The 18,481-nt window shown below is 63.2% G+C and carries 17 protein-coding genes; 9 read left to right on the top strand and 8 right to left on the bottom strand.

All coding sequences use genetic code 11. The features are described from left to right. Positions 1-34 precede the first annotated feature (34 nt). The 5 genes from ACOYNB_RS00565 to ACOYNB_RS00545 all read left to right on the top strand — a co-directional run bounded on the left by ACOYNB_RS00565 (position 35) and on the right by ACOYNB_RS00545 (position 6,543). A complete protein-coding gene (locus ACOYNB_RS00565) occupies positions 35-1,267 on the top strand; it encodes a class I SAM-dependent rRNA methyltransferase (protein WP_422837167.1) in 1,233 nt (410 codons plus the stop codon). Positions 1,268-1,365: 98 nt separating this feature from the next. After that, the gene (locus ACOYNB_RS00560) at positions 1,366-2,457 is read left to right on the top strand and encodes an AraC family transcriptional regulator (protein ID WP_422837166.1); all 1,092 of its coding nucleotides are present in this window, start codon (positions 1,366-1,368) and stop codon (positions 2,455-2,457) included. A 141-nt stretch (positions 2,458-2,598) separates the two neighbouring features. Continuing rightward, positions 2,599-3,429, top strand: a complete 831-nt coding sequence (locus ACOYNB_RS00555) for an HDOD domain-containing protein (RefSeq protein ID WP_422837165.1) — start codon at positions 2,599-2,601, stop codon at positions 3,427-3,429. A gap of 106 nt (positions 3,430-3,535) precedes the next feature. Continuing rightward, positions 3,536-4,582 (top strand): PEP-CTERM sorting domain-containing protein, encoded by a 1,047-nt coding sequence (locus ACOYNB_RS00550; protein WP_422837164.1) that lies wholly within the window; start codon positions 3,536-3,538, stop codon positions 4,580-4,582. Between the two features lie 98 nt (positions 4,583-4,680). After that, positions 4,681-6,543 (top strand): ATP-binding protein, encoded by a 1,863-nt coding sequence (locus ACOYNB_RS00545; RefSeq protein WP_422837163.1) that lies wholly within the window; start codon positions 4,681-4,683, stop codon positions 6,541-6,543. On the opposite strand, the gene ACOYNB_RS00540 is transcribed toward ACOYNB_RS00545, so the two are convergent. Genes ACOYNB_RS00540 through ACOYNB_RS00530 form a run of 3 tightly spaced genes read right to left on the bottom strand, consistent with a single transcriptional unit; the run spans position 6,533 to position 8,337 of the window. After that, positions 6,533-7,114 carry a YceI family protein gene (locus tag ACOYNB_RS00540; RefSeq protein WP_422837162.1) on the bottom strand — a complete coding sequence of 194 codons (582 nt, stop codon included), beginning with the start codon at positions 7,112-7,114 and terminating at the stop codon, positions 6,533-6,535. The genes ACOYNB_RS00545 and ACOYNB_RS00540 overlap by 11 nt on opposite strands. A gap of 55 nt (positions 7,115-7,169) precedes the next feature. Further along, positions 7,170-7,748, bottom strand: coding sequence for a YceI family protein (locus ACOYNB_RS00535; protein WP_422837161.1), 579 nt, complete (start codon positions 7,746-7,748; stop codon positions 7,170-7,172). Positions 7,749-7,776: 28 nt separating this feature from the next. Then, complete coding sequence (locus ACOYNB_RS00530; RefSeq protein ID WP_374257085.1) at positions 7,777-8,337, bottom strand: cytochrome b; 561 nt, start codon at positions 8,335-8,337, stop codon at positions 7,777-7,779. Between the two features lie 244 nt (positions 8,338-8,581). Between ACOYNB_RS00530 and ACOYNB_RS00525 the strand changes: the two genes are divergently transcribed. Further along, positions 8,582-9,733: a GGDEF domain-containing protein gene (locus ACOYNB_RS00525; RefSeq protein WP_422837160.1), complete on the top strand. Its 1,152-nt coding sequence runs from the start codon at positions 8,582-8,584 to the stop codon at positions 9,731-9,733. Between the two features lie 49 nt (positions 9,734-9,782). Then, complete coding sequence (locus ACOYNB_RS00520) at positions 9,783-11,375, top strand: ATP-binding protein (RefSeq protein ID WP_422837159.1); 1,593 nt, start codon at positions 9,783-9,785, stop codon at positions 11,373-11,375. Positions 11,376-11,390: 15 nt separating this feature from the next. On the opposite strand, the gene ACOYNB_RS00515 is transcribed toward ACOYNB_RS00520, so the two are convergent. The 3 genes from ACOYNB_RS00515 to ACOYNB_RS00505 are packed head-to-tail and all read right to left on the bottom strand — an operon-like array spanning position 11,391 to position 13,633. Further along, positions 11,391-11,900 carry a flavin reductase family protein gene (locus tag ACOYNB_RS00515; protein ID WP_422837158.1) on the bottom strand — a complete coding sequence of 170 codons (510 nt, stop codon included), beginning with the start codon at positions 11,898-11,900 and terminating at the stop codon, positions 11,391-11,393. Positions 11,901-11,936: 36 nt separating this feature from the next. Beyond that, positions 11,937-12,719 (bottom strand): class I SAM-dependent methyltransferase, encoded by a 783-nt coding sequence (locus tag ACOYNB_RS00510; protein ID WP_422837439.1) that lies wholly within the window; start codon positions 12,717-12,719, stop codon positions 11,937-11,939. 5 nt (positions 12,720-12,724) lie between these two features. Then, complete coding sequence (locus ACOYNB_RS00505; RefSeq protein ID WP_422837157.1) at positions 12,725-13,633, bottom strand: ParB/RepB/Spo0J family partition protein; 909 nt, start codon at positions 13,631-13,633, stop codon at positions 12,725-12,727. A 77-nt stretch (positions 13,634-13,710) separates the two neighbouring features. Here ACOYNB_RS00505 and ACOYNB_RS00500 point away from each other — a divergent pair, with 77 nt between their 5' ends. Further along, positions 13,711-15,735: an ATP-binding protein gene (locus ACOYNB_RS00500; RefSeq protein WP_422837156.1), complete on the top strand. Its 2,025-nt coding sequence runs from the start codon at positions 13,711-13,713 to the stop codon at positions 15,733-15,735. Positions 15,736-15,741: 6 nt separating this feature from the next. Here ACOYNB_RS00500 and ACOYNB_RS00495 read toward each other — a convergent pair whose 3' ends face one another. After that, a complete protein-coding gene (locus ACOYNB_RS00495; protein ID WP_422837155.1) occupies positions 15,742-16,527 on the bottom strand; it encodes a ParA family protein in 786 nt (261 codons plus the stop codon). A gap of 206 nt (positions 16,528-16,733) precedes the next feature. Here ACOYNB_RS00495 and ACOYNB_RS00490 point away from each other — a divergent pair, with 206 nt between their 5' ends. Then, positions 16,734-17,465, top strand: coding sequence for a type IV pili methyl-accepting chemotaxis transducer N-terminal domain-containing protein (locus ACOYNB_RS00490; RefSeq protein WP_422837154.1), 732 nt, complete (start codon positions 16,734-16,736; stop codon positions 17,463-17,465). Between the two features lie 16 nt (positions 17,466-17,481). Here ACOYNB_RS00490 and ACOYNB_RS00485 read toward each other — a convergent pair whose 3' ends face one another. Beyond that, a complete protein-coding gene (locus ACOYNB_RS00485) occupies positions 17,482-18,480 on the bottom strand; it encodes a hypothetical protein (protein ID WP_422837153.1) in 999 nt (332 codons plus the stop codon). Position 18,481 lies beyond the last annotated feature (1 nt).

The following is an 18,481-nucleotide window of genomic DNA, read 5'->3' as shown; positions in this document are numbered from 1 at the left end:
AATCGACCCTTTCTTTTTTCTCCCGAGTTCTGCCATGAAAGTCATCACCCTGCGCGAAGGCAAAGAGCGCTCCATGCTGCGTCGTCACCCCTGGATCTTCCAGGGCAGCGTCGCCAAGGGCAGTGCAGACCCGGGCGAAACCGTGCGCGTGCAAGACGCCGCCGGGCGCTTCCTGGCTTGGGCGGCCTACAGCCCCAGCTCCCAGATCCGCGTGCGCGCCTGGAGCTTTGATGAAGCCGAGCGCATCGACGCCGAGTTTTTCCAGCGCAAGGTCGAGGCTGCGGTGCAAATGCGCCGTCGCCTGGGCATCGACTCCAACGGCATCCGCCTCATCCATGGCGAAGCCGACGGTCTGCCAGGCCTGATCGTGGACCAATACGACGACGTGCTGTCGGCCCAGTTCCTGAGCGCCGGCACCGAGCGCTGGAAAGACGTCATCGCCGATGCGCTGGTGGCGGCCACCGGTTGCCCTTATCTGTACGAGCGCTCTGACTCGGGGGTGCGCAACCTCGAAGGTCTGCCCGCCGTGACCGGCTGGCTGCGCCACCCTGACACGGCTGACGGCAGCCGCCGCGCCACCGAAGTCGTCATCCACGAAAACGGCTGGAAGCTGACCCTGGATGTCGCCGAAGGCCACAAAACCGGCTACTACCTCGACCAACGTGACAACCGCGGCCTGTTTGCCAAGCTGGTCCGTCAACTGGGTTGCAAGACCGTGCTGAACTGCTACAGCTACACCGGCGGCTTCAGCGTGGCGGCCCTGGAGGGGGGCGCCACCGACGTGACCAGTGTGGACTCCTCGGGTCCCGCCCTGGCCCGCGCCAGCGCCCACGTCACGCTCAATGGCTACGAAGCGAGCGCTCACACTGCGCTCGACGCCGACGTCAACGGCACCCTGCGTCACTTCATCAAGGAGGGCCGCACCTTTGACGCCATCGTGCTCGACCCGCCCAAGTTCGCGCCCAGCGCCGCGCACGCCGACCGCGCCAGCCGCGCGTACAAGGACATCAACCGACTGGCCTTCCGCCTGCTCAACCCAGGTGGCCTGCTGCTGACCTTCTCGTGCTCGGGTGGCATCGGCGGCGAGTTGTTCCACAAGATCGTGGCGGGGGCTGGCATGGATGCGGGCGTCGACGGCTACCTGCTGCGCCGACTGGAAGCCACCAGCGATCACCCAACAACACTGACCTTTCCGGAAGGCGAGTACCTCAAGGGGCTGGCCATCATCCGTAAAGATTCCTCAGAATGTCGCAAAATCCAGAATTAGTCCCATAATTTGTAGCGATTCTGGGGTTAAGAACGCCTTGCAGATGTCGATGACGGACATAATCAATTGTCAGTTTCGAAGAACATCTTGGGAGCGTCATGCCATCGCGTGCATCAGCCAAAAACCAGTGGGATTTCCGCCGTGGCATTGCCACCGCCAGAGTCTTGGTCCAATTGGGATGTGATCACGGCGCCTCGCTAGATGCGCTGCTGGCTGGTACACAGATCTCGCCCGCGCAACTGGAACAGGGCGAAGGCGAAATCGAAGCCAGCCAGGAAATCCAGCTGATCCGCAATCTGCTGCAGGCCCTGCCCCACGTCCCGACGCTGGGACTGCAGGCCGGCACGCGATATCACATCACCACCTATGGCCTGTGGGGCTATGCGGTTCTGAGCAGTCCGACCTTGGGCGATGCGTTCAGCATGGGCTCACGCATGCTGAATCAGACCTTCAGCCTCACCACACACAAGGTCGAGCAGGTGGGGAACCAAGTCCAAATTACCCTCGCCAGCGAGCATTTGCCGGAAGACGTCCGCCAGTTCATCCTGGACCGCGACCGTTCAGCCGCCATCACGCTGCAGCGTGAACTCCTGGGCAAGCCCGTTCCTTACAACGTGATCATGATGCAAAGGCCCGAGCCCACGGCTGAGCTGGTCGATGCGTACACCCAGGTCTTTGGCATCCGCCCCTTGTTTGATCAGTCTCATGACCGCAGCCTGCTGGATGCCGCCGTCATGCATTCCCCCCTGCCGCAGGCCAACGAGCACACCGCACAAATGTGTGAAGCCATGTGCCGCAAGCTGGTCGAAGCCCGCAGCATCCGAAGCGGCATGGCCGATACGGTGCGCAACCGCCTGTTGCGAACCCCGGGCCACATTCCGGACATGGAAGAGATTGCCGCCGAGATGCGCGTCACCTCGCGCACCTTGCGCCGTCACCTGACCGCAGAAGGCGTGACCTTCCGCAGCCTGCTGGAAGAGGTGCGCTCCACCCTGACCGAAGAATTGATGGCCACCGCCGACCTGACGCACGGCGAAATCGCCACGCGCCTGGGCTACGCCGATGTCACCACCTTCATCGAAGCCTTCCGTCGCTGGAAGGGCATGCCGCCCAGCGCCTTCCGCCGCGAGCAAGGCCTGGCACGCGGTGTCACGGGGCGCGGCACACGCCGCCGTTTCATTCCTCGCTAAAACCCTGTGTCGGCCATGCCGCGTCTGATGCGCTGAGCGTCAGATTCGGCAGAATGCCGCGTCTCGCAAGGGTGTATTGGCTTTCCGGCAAGCAGGACTGGGCCTAGACTCTGTGCGAAACACATTCTTCAGGCGTCCGCCATGAGCATCGATCCGCAACTGCGCAACCTCAACATCGACCTGCCTGCTTGCCCGCAAACGCTTGTCCGCCTGTCTCTGCTGATGGCTGACGAGCACAGCTCCATCGACCAGTTGGCCGCCTTGATCGAGACGGACATGGCCTTGTCGTCGGCCGTGGTGCGAACCGTCAACTCGGCGCTGTTCGGACTGCTCAAACGCGTGGAAACCGTTCACGAAGGCATCCGGTATCTGGGCATGTCACAGGTGGCCGGCCTGACCTACGAGATCGGCCTGCGAGGCGCCTTCCCGCCCAGCCCCCTGCTGCAACTCATCTGGGACCGTGCCGGTGTGCGCGGCTTGGCCATGGGGCGCATCGCCCGCCAACTGGATGTCGACCCCTGGGCGGCACACACGTCAGGCCTGTTTGCCGAGAGCGGCCGCGCGGTACTGTTTGCCTATGACCGAGAGCGCTATGCCGCGCTGGACAACGATGACGGGGACGAAGCCCGTCTCTGCTCGGCCGAAGTCGAGGCCTTTGGCGTCAGCCACTCCGCCTTGGGCGCGGCCCTTTGTCAGGCTTGGGGTTTGTCTCGCGATGTCTCCGATACGGTGCGCGCACGATCTGCCAGCGATGACCATTGGATGCTGGAGCGTCCAAATGTCCAAAAGCTGTTGGCCATCGGCGCCGCCGTGGATCAATTGCTGCTCAATCCTGCCGGCATCCCGGATCCCGAAGACATCTGGGAAGGGCTGGCCCCCATTGCTCACCGGGTTGGCTTGCATTTTCAATCGTTCCAGATGGCCACCATGCGCGTCTGTGAACGCCTCAACCTGAACCCCACTGAGGGCTGATCGGCATATCGACCATCGTTACACGATCCACCCCCTATCCGGTTGATTGACGCCCCCTCGCTGCCTCCCGCAGCATGGGGGACAAACATCAATTTCAGGAGAGATCATGTTGCGTAGGGTTCATGCGGGCCAGTTTTGGCTCGTCCGTCCGTTTGTATGCACCGTGCTGGCCGCGCTGTCTTGCGCCGCGCAAGCGCAATCCAGCGACAGCGTTGTTTACAGTAGCTCGATCAGCGTGAGCAATCTGCGTGTCCAGGTGGTCGACCTGACCCCCAACGATGGCATGGCCGCTGGCGTCACCTGGGAGACCCGGGGCATTCTGGGTACCACGAATGCCGAATGGACCGAGAGCGGTCCCACGTACCTTGGCCCCCAATACACCAACAGCCTGCTGCCATCGTCCGCACTGAGCAGCACCTATGACATCAATGGCGGCACGCTGACCGCCTCAGGCTCGCCCGATGGCCTCACGCTGCATACGCAAGTCACCTTGTCACAGTTGTTGGGCACGCCGTCCGCCAGCGATTACACCGTGTACAGATCGGCCATGCCCAATGGCGCCATCACCCTGCTCGCACCGTGGACGGATGGGGAAGGACAATTCACCCTGACGCCCAACACCGCTCTGATCCTCACGGGCACGATTGCAGGCCAAACCAGTGTGGACAGCACAGCGGTCCATGCTGCGCTCCAAACCGCAGGTTTTGACAGTTGGACATTCAGCCGCACTGGCTGGGGGCCCTCGGTCAGCATCGCACTCGTTGAGACAAGTGGCGCGGCCATCAGCGACGACAGTGGCAACCCCATCGGGAGCACGCTGACCGGGTCCAACGTGGAGGCCTCGCTGGGCGGCACACAATACATGTCATCGTCCGACGCGACAGGCACCGCATTCAGCCAGAGCTTCTCCCACGCCTTCCGCCTGGACTTCACCAATCTGCTCGACGCCAGTCGAACAGGAACGGTCTCGCTTCGGCTGGCGACGGACGAGTACATCGGCCTAGATGCCTACCGTACCTACACCCCACCCGGCGACGGTGACATCTCCGGCCCCGTTGACCCGATCCCCAGCATTCCCGAACCGGCCACCTACGCGTTGATGGGGCTGGGGCTACTAGGCTTGGGGCTAGCCCGCCGGCGTCACGGTGCCTGACCCGGTTGTGCTTTTGCCTCAATCTCCCCCACTGACTTAAGGGGGAAGATCCACAGACCCTCTTATGGGGGAGGGCAGAAATCGGCGATAAAGGCCAGATGCTGTCCACCCATGCCGCAGCCTCTGATCATCGATCTGGCCAGGCGAAGTCCACAGGAGCGATCCTGCCCGCCTGGCGCGACAAAATCCGCGTCGAGCGGATGCGTTTGTTGCTGGCATCCGCCCTGCCCCTGAATCTGGCCGGATGTGCCGTGGCCATCGCCTTTGCGGCCCTGCTGCATCACTCCGAGCAGTGGCCCTACGCCACGATCTGGGTCTTGCTGTGCGCGGCAGGTGCGCTCATCCGGGTCGGGCACACCCTGGCGTGGCGTCGGGCGCCATCCCCTGCACACAAAGGTTGGCTCATCAGCCTGACGGTGGTCTGCGGACTGCAGGGCTTGGCCTGGGGCCTGGCGGGTTGGTGGCAACCCATGAACAGCATGGTGGCCTCCAGCCTCATCGTCACGGTGCTGGCCACCTCCTGCGCGCTCAACACCCTGACCTTGCAAGCCCATGCATGGCCCAGCCTGGCCATGAACATCCCCTTGCTGGCACCGGCCATCATCATGCTGCTGGCCCGACAAGATGCCTATGGCTTGTTCGGCGGAGGTGGTGTGCTGATCCTGGGCCTGCTGATGACCATTGAAGCGCGCCGAACCGAGCGCCGCATCAGTGAACTGCTCTGGCTGCGCTACACCTATGACGATCTGGCCGAGGAGCGCGCACAAGCGTTGCAGGCCGCCCAGCACCACAGCGCCATCAAGGACCAGTTTCTGGCCACCATGAGCCACGAGATGCGCACCCCGCTGCACGGCATTTTGGGCGTGACCCAACTGGTCCAACAGCAGCTGGCACAGGCCCCTGAGTCCCTGCGATGCGAAGCTGAGGGGCAGTTGTCACTCATCGAGCACACCGGGGAACACCTGCTGGGCCTGATCAACGACTTGCTGGACTTCGCCCGAATCGAGGCCGGCAAGCTTCGCATCGACCACCGCAGCTTCGATGCGCAGGCCACGCTGCGCGAGGTCCTGGCCTTGCAGGATGTCCGGGCCAAGGAAAAAGGTCTCACGCTGGGCGCACACATTGATCTGCCCAGCCCCTGCCTGATCGAGGGCGACCCCACACGCCTGAGTCAACTGCTGCACAACCTGCTGGGCAACGCCATCAAGTTCACCGAGGCCGGGCAAGTCCTGCTCACCGTACAACGCGCCTCGCAGCAGCCCGACGCGATGATGCAGCTGACGGTGGAAGACAGCGGGATCGGCATGGCAGCCGACCAGCTGGACAAGATCTTCGAGCCGTTTCATCAGATCGAGGCCGAATCCGGCAAGCGCCAGCAAGGCACGGGCCTGGGCTTGGCCATTTCCCGTGAACTGGCACGCGCCATGGGCGGGGACATCACCTGTACCAGCACCCCTGGCGTGGGCTCCACCTTCACGCTGACCCTGCCCCTGCCGACCGCGTCACTGGAACTGGCTCCCAGCAGCGCGCCCCCCCAACCACCTGTCGCCAGCGACCCCAGCACGCTGCGAGGTCATGTGCTGCTGGCCGAAGACAACCCGGTCAACGCACTCGTGGCCGAAGCCGCGCTGGTGCAAATCGGCATGCAGGTCACACGGGTGGACAACGGGCATGCCGCCTTGCGCGCCTTGCAGGCTGATCACGGCGCATTCGACATGGTCCTGATGGACTGCCAGATGCCGGAGCTCGATGGGCTGGAGGCCACCCGACGTCTGCGTGCCTGGGAGCAGTCTCAGCAACATCTGCCCAAGCCCGTCATTGCGCTAACGGCCAATGCGCTGGAAGGGGATCTGGCGCGATGCCGCGATGCGGGCATGGATGGCCATCTCCCCAAACCGTTCAAGCAACAAGACCTGCACGCTGTGCTGCAGGCCTTCTTGTCACCCGGTCTTACTGCTTGACCGCTTCAACCTGGATGATCAGCTTCACGTCGTTGGGGATGCCGTAGGCAATACCGTACTCCATGCCGAAGTTGGCGCGCTGGATGGTGGTTTCAAAGTCGCCGCCGCACACTTCGCGCTTGAGCATGGGGTTCTGATAGCAACCAAAGTTGTTGGCCGACAGCACCACCGTCTGGGTCTTGCCCAACAGGGTCAGGTCACCCACCACCTGGCTCACCTTGTCACCATTGAAGATGAACTTGGTGCTCTTGAACGTGGCTTGGGGGAAGGCTTCCGCATTGAAGAAGTCCTTGCTCTTCAGGTGCGCATCGAAGGGACCGGTACCGGTGTTGATCGAGCCTGTTTCGATGGTGATGTCCACCGAACCGATCTTGGCTTCCTTGTCCAGTGTGACGGTGCCGGCCTTTTTGTCAAATCGGCCCCGGTTGGTCGACGTGCCAAAGTGCTTGACCTCGAACGTCACGAAGGTGTGTGTGGGATCAATCGAATAGGTTGCGGGAGCGGCTTGGGCCACGCCCACAGCGGCCAGGGTCGAAGCAGCCAGAACGGAAGCAATCACATGACGGTTCATTGAAATCTCCTGAAGAGGGAAAAGAGGCGCGAGTTGCGCCAGACAGAAAAACGAATCAGAGTGCCGGGATGCCTTGCAGCGCCAGCTTGAACTGCACTTGCACGTCGTTGGCCACGATGGAGGTGTCGGCCCAATCGCCCTCCCCCACCTTGAAATCCAGGCGCTTGAGCGCAAAGCCACCCGTGGCCAGGCTCACGCCCTGCGCTTGCGTCAATTGCACGGGAATCACCACATCGCGGCTGACGCCCTTGATGACCAGCTTGCCGGCCACTTCAAACTTGCCCGCCCCCACGGCCTTGATGGCTGAGGACTGGAAGGTCGCCTTCGGAAACTTCACGGTGTTGAACCAGTCCGGCTTGCGCAACTCGGTGTCGGCATCGGCATTGAGCGCCACACTGCCCAGGTCCAACTGAAACGCAATCTGGCTTTGGGCCAGGGCTTTGGGGTCAAAACTGGTCTGCGCCGCAAACACCTTGAAGCGGCCCTGCAGGGGCACGCCCAACTGCTTGGCCACAAAGGTGACCTCACTGCGGGCCGGGATCAAGGCTTGGCCTGCAGCCCACGCGGATGGCCCAGCCAGCACCGCACCCACCAGGGCCGCGACCGACAACCATGCATTTCGACGAGACAGCATGCGATGCTCCTTTCAACAAAAAATGCGTTCAACGGCCTGGACGCATCCGGTCCAGCAAGCCATCACGGTCCACAAACTGATGCTTCAGTGCGGCCGCCACATGCAGACCCACCAGGCCCATCAGCCCCAAGGCCGACAGCTCGTGCAGTTCTTTGAGCACCTTGGCCAGATCCGGGTTCGGTGAAACGAGGTCAGGCAAGGGCCACACACCAAACCACACGATCGGGAAGCCCTTGGCGGAGCTGTAAGCCCAGCCCATCAGCGGCACGATGAAAAACAAGGCGTACATCAGGTGATGCGTGCCGTGATAAGCCGCGCGCTGCCAGCCCGGCATGGCCTGCTCGATGGACGCGGGCAAGGCTGGCGGCCGGTGGGTCAGTCGCCACACCAGGCGAAGGGCCGACAAAAACAAAATCGTGACACCGGCCCATTTATGCCAATTGATGATCTTGAGCTTGGCGGGTGACAAGGGCAGGTCCTCCACGTAAACCCCGACCACGAAGGCACTCAGGATGGCTAGAGCCAAGACCCAGTGCAGCACGATGGCAACGAAGCTGTAACGAGCAGAAGAAGGAGCGGACGATTTCATGAGTCTTTGCTTCCAGTTGAGGGTGGCAACACACAGCCCCGTGACAAGCTGTCAGGTTAAAGAAGGGCATCACGCTTGAGATTGCACGGACTTCACGCCTTTATTCACTTTTTTTGAATGCAAGGGTATCCATGGCCCCCAATGACGGCTGCGCCGTGCACCAGATCACACCACAGCGACTCAAGCCGCATGGACCCAGGCCGAAATGTCCCTTGAGTGGCAGCCCTTTTTGCCAGACGTCACCATGTACCAACGCCTGAAAGAGTTCGTCCTGAGCAAGGACCGCAAGCAGCAAGTGCGCATCTCGCGTTCGCTGACGGCTGCTTACGTCTTTCTGGCCTGCATTGGCCTGCAGGTCTATGCCTGTGAATCTGGGTTCATGGATCCGGCGCAGGCGTGGCCCCTGTCGCTGGTCATCTTGGCCAACATCCTGTTTTGGTACGTGGTGCTGCGCTCAGGTCTGAACCTGCGTTTCAGCGACCCGGCTTTGACCCTGCCCCAGGTGGCAGCCGCGCTGACCATCATCGTGGGGGCGTACTCCGTCACGGGCCGCATCCACGGTTCGGTGATGATGCTGCTGGCCCTCGTGCAGGTGTTCGGCATTTTCAACATGAACCTGCGCGACTCCCGCATGGCCGGGGCCTACACCCTGGCGCTGATGGGCGCCGCCATGATCTACAAGACGACAACCGACCCCGCCAATTACCCGTACCAGGTGGAGATTGCGCATTTCATCCTGATCGCGGCCATCCTGCCCACCATTTCCACCTTGGCCGCGCAACTGAGCGACATGCGTGCTCGACTGCAAGCGCAAAAAAACGAACTGGCGCACGCCCTCACACGCATTCAGATCCTGGCCACACGCGACGAGCTCACCGGCCTGTACAACCGCCGGCACATGCGCGAGGTCATGGCCCAGCACCAAAAGCGCCTGGCCCGCTCGGGCTACCACCGCTTCTGCCTGGCCCTGGTCGACCTGGATCACTTCAAGCGCATCAACGACACCCACGGGCACGGCATCGGCGATGAAGTGCTCAAGCGCTTTGCTGCCATCTTGCAAAGCGCCCTGCGAGAGACCGATGTGCTGGCCCGCTGGGGAGGCGAAGAATTCCTGGTGCTCATGAACGACACCACCCCGGAGTTGGCCAACATGGGGCTGGCGCGGGCCCGCGCCGCCCTGGCGGATGGCCCCCTGATCCCCAGTCTGCCCGATCTCCAGGTCAGCTTTTCAGCCGGGCTGACCGCCTATCTGGACATCGAACCCCTTGATGTCTGCATCGAACGTGCGGATCGCGCGCTCTATGAAGCCAAACGTCAAGGCCGGCATCGCACCATCATCGACCTGAACGGCCCTGGAGCCGACGCCCCCCATAAAGAGGCCGCCACGGCGCACTGAGGCAGAGTATGCTTGCCGCTCTGGTCAAGCTCTCCACGTGCGCGCCTTGATGTCTGAGCCTTTGTTCCCTGCCGCTCCACCGCCATCGCCCTCCGATCTGGATTACCGACACGTATTCCAATTCGCCGGCGTGGGTTTGGCGCGCGTGAACCTGGAGGGCTACATCATCGAGGTCAACCAGTGCTTTGCAGACATCACCGGCCGCAGCCGCGATGACCTGACGGGCCTGCACGTCATCGACATCACCCATCCAGACGATGTCGCCATCAGTCAGGCTCAGATGGACGCCATGCTGGCGGGCTATCAAAGCCAGTACGCCCTGCAAAAGCGTTACGTGCGCCCTAACGGGCAAACCGTATGGACCTCCCTGCACGTCACGCTGCTGCGCGACGAGCTCGGCACCCCTCAGCAATATGTGGCCGCCGTCGAAGACATCAGCGACCGCCTGCGTGCCCAGGAGGCCATGAATTCCGCCAAGGCCGCGGAACGTGCCAGCAAGGCGAAGACCGAGTTTCTCTCCCGCATGAGCCATGAGTTGCGCACACCGCTCAATGCGATGCTGGGTTTTGCACAGTTGCTGCGCGTCGACCCCGAACACCCGCTGGATGACGCGCAGCGAGAAAAAGTGCTGCACATCGAACAGGCCGGCTCCCATCTGCTGGCCATGCTCACCGATGTGCTGGACCTGTCTCGCATCGAGGCCGGCAGCCTGCCCATGAACATCGGGGCACATCCTCTGACTCCGGTGTTCGATGAGGCCCTCAACCTGATCCAGAACCAGGCACGCAACGCGGGCCTGCAACTCATGGGGGCCCCGCCGGCCAGCGGTTTGTGCGTGCGGGCCGACCCCGTTCGCCTGCGCCAGATCCTGGTCAACCTGCTGAGCAACGCCATCAAGTACAACCGGTGTGGCGGACGTGTCATGCTGGAAGCACTGCCGCTGGACCGCCATGTCGTGATCACGGTGAGTGACACCGGACAAGGCATGAGCGCGGAGCAGATCAGCCATCTTTTCGAGCCCTTCAACCGTCTCGGCGCAGAGCGAACCACCGTCGAAGGGACCGGCATCGGCCTGGTCATCGTCAAGCGCCTGCTGGAGCTGATGCAAGGTCGCATCGAAGTCAGCAGCACACCCGGCATCGGCACCAGTTTCAGAATCTGGCTGCCCCAGGGGCATGTCAGCCAAGTGGCGCCGGCACCGGCCGTTCGCACGGGACGGTCCGTCTTTGGCGCACTCGACCACGGCGACACCAACGATCAAGCACGGGTGGTGCTGTACGCCGAAGACAACGTGGTCAACATCGAACTCGTGCGACAGGTCATGCGCATGCGCCCCCAGTGGCGACTCGAAGTGGCACACAGTGGGCAGGACGCCATCACCAACGCGCTGAACAACCCGCCCGACTTGCTGTTGCTCGACATGCACCTGGGCGACATGAGCGGACTGGATGTGTCCGATGCCCTGTCCAGTCAGCCTGAAACGGCCGACATCCCACGTGTGGCCCTGTCGGCCGACGTGATGCCCGACCAGATCCGAGAAGCGCGAGAGCGTGGCTTCATCGACTACCTGACCAAACCGCTGGACGTCGGGAGACTACTCAAACTGCTGGACAAGCTTGCACAGGACGCCGAAGCAGCGTGAGGCTACAGGCCGCGATCACTTCAGCGTATCGCTGAAAAACCGGCCACCGTGGAACAACAAAGGCGCGACCCCGATGCGGCGGCTGCAATGCTCGACCTTGCCCACGAAAATGACGTGGTCACCCTCGTCGTGCTGACTGCGATGACTGCACTCAAACACGGCGACCGCACCATCAATGACTGGCGCCCCCGACAAACCTGCGTGCCAGGCGGTGCCTTCAAACCGATCAATGCCTTTGCTGGCAAAACGCTCGGCCAGCAGACGCTGGTCGGCCGCCAACACGTTGATGGCGTAGTGCGTGGCCGACAAGAAACCCGGCATGGAGGTCGACTGCTTGGCCAGACTCCACAACACCAAGGGGGGCGACAACGACACCGAGTTGAACGAATTGGCCGTGAGCCCCACCAGTCGGCCCTCTGCATCGCGCGCCGTCACGATGGTGATGCCCGTGGCGAACTGGCCCAAAGCGGCGCGAAACTCATCAGAGGTAAAGGGCGGCAACGCCGCGTCACTTGGCTGGCTCATGTCAACTTTCGAGAAGGAAGCGCAAGTGTAGACGCCTCACCCCTGGCGTGCTGACCCCATGCGATAGACCCACACGGGACGCCCGCCTTCTTGCGTGAAGTGCGCGTCGGCAGGCCAGATGCGCCCGGCTTCGTCCACGGCCGCGAACTCCAGACTCACCAGCCACGATCCAGGCCGCATCTCGGCGCGCGCCTTGGCCAGTGCACGCGGCATGGTCTCCGGTCGCTGAAAGAGGTAAACCAGATCAAAGGCCGACCAGTCGTCGGCCCACATGTCCCCCCGCCGCACCCGCGCACTTCGGCAACGCCATGCGGCCACCGCACGCCACAGCCAACTCCACTCCACCCCTTCGAGGTTGGCGTGTGGGTACGCCTGATGCAACTCGCGCAGCGCATCGCCCATGCCGCACCCCGCGTCCAGAATCCTGGGCGAAGCGCCGTGCAAGGGGGCATGCACAGGCAAGGTCCGCAAGGCCCCCTCTGGCGTGGGGAACACCGGTGCATCGCGCCAGGCATGCATCGGGTAAGCCACCAGCAACAAGAGTAAGGGCAACAGCCACAGCCAAGCCGGCACCCCACTGCCCTGCCCCATCAACAGCACGCTCAACGGAAACCCGCCCGCCACGAAGAGCCGTCGCCACGACGTGTCCGCCACGCCCGGCAACCAGGTCACGCAGACACCCAGCACCATCGGCAGGCCCAGCGTGGCCCATAACGGGGCCTCAGAGGCCCGCAAGGCGATGGCCAAGGCCCAGGCCCCAGACCACGTCCACAAGGCCGGCAAAGGCCATTGCAGCAATCGGCCCAGTACGCGGGGCATCACGCTCAGGCGTCAGCCTCGCCGCGACCCGCACGCAGCTTCTCGATCAGGCCATCCAGCTCATCCAGGCTGCCGAACTGAATCGTGACCTCGCCTTGGGTGCCACGCAGGCTCTTGCGCTTGATGCGGATCTGCACGGCTGCCGTCAGGAGGTCCGACAGCTCTTCTTCCAGGCGCACCACGTCGCGCGACTTGTCTGCGGCCACGCGCAGCAAGGGCTTCTGACGTGCCACACCCTGCACCTTGGCGACCAGCTTCTCGGCTTCACGCACATTGAGCTTTTTGGCGATGACCTCATTGGCCGTCGTGATCTGCTGCGCCTTGTCCAGGGGCAGCAAGGCACGGGCATGCCCCATGTCGATGTCGCCGGCCATCAGCATGCTTTGCACCGGTTCAGCCAGATTCAGCAGACGCAAGAGGTTGGACGCCGCACTGCGCGAACGACCCACGGCCTGGGCGGCTTGCTCATGCGTCAGACCAAACTCGCTGGTCAGCCGTTGCAGGCCTTGCGCTTCCTCCAGCGGATTGAGGTCTTCACGCTGGATGTTTTCGATCAGGGCCATGGCAGCGGCCGCTTCATCGGGCACTTCCTTGACCAGCACCGGCACATCGGTCAGGCCGGCCAACTTGGCGGCCCGCGAACGACGTTCCCCGGCAATGATCTCGTAGCGACCACCACCGATCGGGCGCACCAGGATCGGCTGCATGATGCCCTGGGCCTTGATGCTCTCGGCCAGCTCGTACAGCGACCCCTCGTCCATACGGGTACGAGGCTGGTACTTGCCAGGCTGCATCAAATCGAGCCGCAAGGTGGTCGGCGCCCCTTCGGGAGCAGAAGGAGCGATGTCGCTGACTTTGGGGCCCAGCAGGGCCTCCAGGCCCATGCCGAGGCCCTTTGTTTTCTTGGTCGCCATAGGGCAGGGATTGTCCTCTGTTTCTGACCCCTGTGAACACACCCCAAAACATCCGCGGGCTTTGATAATCAAACCCTATGCAAGCTCCCGCACCCATGTCGGCTCCTGACTTGCAAAGCCTGCAGTCAGCGCTCGAAGCCACACACGCCGAAGTTGCCGTTCTCCGGCAGCAAGCATCGATGCATGAAGAGGTCCTGCGCGGCCTGAGCCATCACGTGCCCGGCGGGCTGATGGTGCTTGATCGCCTGCCCGATGGGCGCCGCTTCATTCCCTGGGCCAGCGAGCGATTGTTTTCCCTGTTCGACATCGACCCGGCCCTGCGTCATGACCCGGAAGGGTTGTTCATGCAGGTGGTGGCCCGCATGCACCCCGACCACGTCCACAAAATTCGGCTGTGGGAGCTGGAAGCAGAAGGGGGCGCCAAGGAGCTGGCCGGAGACTGCCTGATCATTTTGCGCAATGGGCAGCGCCGCTGGATTGCCGTTCAGCTGGGCGTGCAACACAGCGACCGCGGGCACCGCGTCTGGTACGGCATGCTGCAAGACGTCACCGCACGCCATGAACTGGCCCTGCGGCTGGCCGAGCGAGACGCCTTGCTCAAGAGCTTGAGCCGCAACATCCCCGGGGTGCTCTACAAGATCAACATCCCGGCCCAGGGTGAGCCGCAGCTGCAGTACATCAGCAGCCTGGCACGCCATCTGTACGAACTGGGCGACGACATCGACCCCTACGACTGGACCCTGCACTACACACGCATCCATCCGGAGGACCTTGACTACGTGAAGGGGCTGACCCGCCCGGACAACATCCAGCTCGAACACCCCATCGTGTACGAGTACCGCGTGCAACTGCCCAGCAAGGGCACCCGGTGGCTGGCCTTTCGCGAGCAAAACGGGATGCTGGCCTGGTACGGCTACACCGCTGACATCACGGACCGCAAACAGTATGAGCAAGCGGTCATCACCGCTTCTGCTGCAGAGCAGGCCAATCGCGCGAAAAGCGAATTCCTGTCACGCATGAGCCATGAATTGCGAACACCCTTGAATGCCGTCCTGGGCTTTGCACAGTTGCTGCGCATGGACACAGGCGGCGTCTTTGGCCCGACGCAGCAGCAGCATGTGGCGCAGATTGAAAAGGCCGGCAACCACCTGCTGTCCATGCTGGGCGATGTGCTGGACTTGTCTCGGATCGAGGCGGGCAACTTGCCCCTCTCACTGGAGCCTCAGGAAGTCCGATGCATCGTGGACGACGCCGTGGATCTGCTGCGCGAGCTGGCACGCCAGCGCAACGTCAGCATCGACATCGCGGACCTGCCGGAGGGCTGTCACGTGCAGGCTGATCGTGTTCGACTGCGACAGGTCCTGGTCAATCTGATTGGCAACGCCATCAAATACAACCGGGCGGACGGCACCGTGCGGATCGACGCGCACCTCAATGCAGGTCAGGTCGTCGTGAGCGTTCAGGACACGGGCATCGGCTTGACCCCGCAACAGCAGGCCCATTTGTTCGAGCCTTTCAACCGCCTGGGCGCCGAACGCAGCCATGTGGATGGCACCGGCATTGGTCTGGTCATCGTGCAGCGACTCATCCGTTTGATGCAGGGCCACATCGACGTGCTCAGCCTCAAGGGCGTGGGCAGCACGTTCCGCATCACGCTGCCTGCGGCCGTGCAGCCGACCTTACCTGCCCCCGACCCCGTCGTTGTGGCGCCTGCACCCACCGCCCGAGCCGCCACCCTCCTCTACGCAGAGGACAACGAGATCAATGTGATCTTGCTCCAACAGGTCATGACCTTGCGTCCGCAGTGGACCCTGCTCGTCGGCCGCGATGGGCAGCACGCACTGGCACTGGCTCGCCAGCACACGCCCGATCTGATGCTGATCGACATGCACCTCGGCGACATGAGTGGCTTTGATCTGGCCGACGCGCTGGATGCCGAACCCTCGCTGCAAGACGTGCCGCGGGTGGCGCTGTCCGCCGATGCCATGCCCGACCGCATTCACGCCGCCAAGGACCGCGGCTTCGTGGCCTACATCACCAAACCGCTGGACGTCTCCGCCCTCCTCGGCTGCCTGGACGGCATCCTGGGGCAGGAGGCGTAGCGCAGGTCACCCAGCTTGGGTCAGGCCCTGGCTCACACGTTGAACCAGCTCTTGGGCAAACGCCACAAAGGCCTGCGCGCCCTTGCTGGACGGATCGAACACCACACCAGGCACCCCATAGCTGGGTGCTTCGGCCAAACGCACATTGCGCGGGATCACGGTATCGAAAACCTTGTCACCGAAGTGCACTTTGAGTTGCTCGCTCACTTGCTGCTGCAGGGTAATGCGCGGGTCATACATGACGCGCAACAAGCCGATGAGTTGCAATTCCCGGTTCAGATTGGCATGCACCTGCTTGACGGTGTTGACCAGGTCGGTCAAGCCTTCCAGCGCAAAATACTCGCACTGCATGGGCACGATGACACCGTGCGCACACGTGAGCCCGTTGAGGGTCAGCAAACTCAATGATGGGGGGCAGTCGATGAGCACGAAGTCGTACTCTTGCGTAGCCGCCTCGATGGCGGTCTTGAGGCGCCGGTCCCGACGCTCCAGGGTCACCAATTCAATTTCCGCACCGGCCAACTCACGGTTGGCTCCCAGGACGTCATAGCCGCCCTTGGGGCTGCGTGAACGGGCCTCCGCAATGGTGGACTCTTCCAGCAGGACGTCGTAGACACTGCGCTCCATGGTGCGCTTGTCGACGCCAGAGCCCATGGTGGCATTCCCCTGCGGGTCCAGGTCCACGATCAGCACACGCTGGCCGATCTGGGCGAGACCAGCGGCCAGATTCACAGTGGTGGTGGTCTTGCCCACCCCACCCTTTTGGTTGGCGATGCAGAAGATGTGTGGCATGGCTGCATTATCAATGCAGTGTGCCCCCGCCACGCGCGCCACCGCAGGTTTCGCCCCACACTTCGATGGCAGTACACGGTGCCCCGTTGGGAACAAGATGGTGCATCGACTTGGCGCCCCCTGCTGGAACGTGACCGGCATCACGTTCTGCCACATGGAACGGTTGTTGCGTGAATGCCGACATCATTCATGCTCTGGAGCTCACCATGTCGCCAGCCGCCACCGCCCTCCGCCTCATGCCCTCGGCTGCCCCCACGCCACGCTCGGCCAATGACGAGCGCGTGCGACAGGCCTCTGCCAGCCAGATGTCCGTCCTGATCAACCTGGCGGGGCGGCAGCGCATGCTGTCACAGCGACTGATCCTGCACATCGTGCTGCTGCAGCAAGGTGGCAGCCTGCCCCGTCAACGCACGGCCCGCACCCATGCGGAAGAAGCCCTTCAACTGATGCGACGCAGCCACCTGCAGCTGACACAAGGCGACAGGGAGCTGCCCGGCCTGTTCAGCCCGGCGCTGCAAGAAGTGTTCTTTGGTGCCGCCAACGGTGACGCCCGCATCCAGCGCTTCATGAAACAGGCAGAGGCCTTGCTGCAGCGCCGTCAAGGCACTGCGGCCACCGACATCGACACCGCACTGGATGAGCTGGTCGCAGAGGCCACGCCGATGCTGCAACTGCTCAATCAGATCACCCAAGTGTTCGAGCAGGAGGCCCTGCTCCTCGCCCGTCGCGAGCAACTGGCGCATGAGACCCTGATTGGCAACATCCGCAACGTCGCCAGAGAGGCCAAGATGGTGGCATTCAACGCCATGGTGGCCGCGCATCATGCCGGCCCAGCAGGTGCCGCCTTCAACGTCGTGGCCACGCGCATGAGTGCGGTGACCGACAACATGGATCGTCTGGCTCAACAGGCCCTCACCGCGGGCGAGAGCACGGCCTGAGTCGGTGCGCGACCGATCAATGCCCCTTATGGGCAGGGCGGCGAACCGGCGCCGGCGCGAGTCGTGACTTCGATGGCGCGGGTGCCGGGCGGGTGCGTGACGTGGCTGTGGCCTTCTGAGGCTTGCTGGCCGCTGGCGCTGTCTTGCCTTTGGCCTTGGTCGACTGAACAGAAGACACGCCGAGTTTGGTTTTCGCCCGCGCCGGGATGCCATGCACGGCATGCGTGGCAGGGCCTTTGGCGTGAGGTGATGGCTTGCCGGCGATGGGCATCGGACCTTGACGCCGGACGGCGGGTACCGACTTGGTCACACGGGCCACGGTGGCGGGCGCCGCTGATTTTTGGGGCGCCTTCCCGCCGGATACCGAACGTGCTGGCACACGAGAGGCAGTCGTGATCGACCCCTTCCTTCCCTTCTGGACCTGTACGGGCGAGGTGCCGCGAGCCACCGCCACATGTGCTGGACGCTTCCCCACGGCCTTGGGTGCATCCTGCAGGCGGGCAATGGGCTTCACGCGAGCGGGTGGTGCGGTCACACGCGTCGATGCTTTGCGCGGTGACACCGATGCGACCACCCGCTTCGATGCAGCGGGAGCCGCCTGACGTACCACGGGTGTTGATGCAGAGACCGCCCCTGCTGTGGACTTGGCGCGACTGGGTGGGACGGGCGCTGCCGATTTGCTCACCACCGGAGACGCCGGGACTGGCCGGGGCGCGGGCGGCACAACGGGAGGCGTCACCACAGGTGGTTTGGTCGAGGTCAACACTGGTGCGGCAGTCGGCACATCCGACTTCGTCCAGTCATGCGCAATGTCTCCCAGATCTCCGCGATCGGGCTGAACCGGTCGGGCCTGGCTGACGGCGGGGCGAGCCTCATCCTGAATGGCCCCTTTGACCGGCGCCGGACGACTGCGCACCACCCGTGGCGAAGATGCGGCCGACGCCTCTGGCGCAGCCTGTGCCGATGCCGTCGCGACGGCACACCCCATCCATACCACCCACGTCTGCCACTTCATG

Source organism: Aquabacterium sp., assembly GCF_049317225.1.
Taxonomy (GTDB): Bacteria; Pseudomonadota; Gammaproteobacteria; order Burkholderiales; family Burkholderiaceae_C; genus Aquabacterium.
This window is presented reverse-complemented; position numbering and strand designations above follow the sequence as displayed.